This is a genomic window from Arthrobacter sp. Hiyo1 (assembly GCF_001263615.2).
Taxonomy (GTDB): Bacteria; Actinomycetota; Actinomycetes; order Actinomycetales; family Micrococcaceae; genus Arthrobacter.
Genome location: NZ_DF952472.1, coordinates 292792 through 293871, shown reverse-complemented (window position 1 = coordinate 293871; position 1080 = coordinate 292792). Strand labels below are relative to the sequence as shown.

The window sequence follows — 1080 nt, the reverse complement described above, 5'->3', positions numbered from 1 at the left end:
CTCCAGGCCGGACAGGGTGTCGATGACAAGCGGCACCCCTCGCGCGGGGCATCCAGATCGATGATCTCGGGTATTCGGCCTTCGAAGCCGTCTACCGTGATGTGTGGTGTGGGATCAGCAGCCGGAGCGCCGGCTGTGGTGGGTTCCAGATTTTCAGGGGTCATGGTGCCTTCAGTTTACCGACTCTGTGCCCGGCCGGTCCGGCCAAGGGCTCCAGCACACCTTCACAGGCTTCATGTGAGCCGCCGATTTGGCAGGGGCGTGACACCGGGAGGCAGGGGAGGGAGCCCCGCGAACGTGCAGACCATATCGCACCATGCCTCCAGATGGGCCTGGACATCGGAAGACGCTGGTGTCCATGAGGCGCGGAGTTCGATGTCGATGGTTTCAGGTCTTTCGGCCAACGTGCCGAAGCTCTCGGACAGGATGCGCGTGGCCGTTCCGCCAGCCGCCCGGTACTGGGCTGAATGGTTCTCCAGGGAGTCCACGAGCCATGTCCACGCAACGGAACCGAGCATGGCGTCATTGCCCATGTCGGCTTCCAGCTGGGCGCGGATATAGGTGACGATCCGGAATTCGCCGTCCCATACAGCCGAGCCGTCGGGATCATGGAGCAAGATGAACCGGCCTGTTGCAAGCTCGTCGTCTTCGTCGTCGGCCGCGCCGGGGGAACCCGGTGTGTTTTCGCTGGAAAATGCCATGGCGGCGGGGCCATGGACCGGGGTCCGGCCGGGACGCGTCGACCGGCTGAATACCTCTGCCCCCAGGGCAACGGCGTAGGGGGCCAAGCGGGAGGGCGCCGGGATTTCCGCGAGCCGCAGCTCGCTCCGGCACTTTGCTTTTCGTAGCGTTCCCAACGCATGCAAGAAATCCGCGGGAACCTGTGCGAGTGCGTTCACCTTCGCAGATTATGTGTCCGGGGCGGCGAAACCTTGAAGCCACGCCGCCCCGTCCTGCGGCCTATGCCGCGGCCAGTTCGCGCTTGATTGCGGCAACGAAGGAATCGATGTCCTCTTCGGTGGTGTCGAAGGAACACATCCAGCGCACCTCCCGGTTCGCTTCGTTCCAGTCGTAGAACTT

General features: G+C 63.9%; 1 protein-coding gene and 1 pseudogene. Both read right to left on the bottom strand.

The genetic code is table 11. The annotated features are described in order from the left end of the window. Positions 1 to 233 precede the first annotated feature (233 nt). Positions 234 to 899, bottom strand: a complete 666-nt coding sequence (locus AHiyo1_RS14975; RefSeq protein ID WP_059389098.1) for a DUF3000 domain-containing protein — start codon at positions 897 to 899, stop codon at positions 234 to 236. Between the two features lie 61 nt (positions 900 to 960). Beyond that, positions 961 to 1080, bottom strand: a pseudogene (locus AHiyo1_RS26935) (threonine aldolase); the annotation flags it as partial.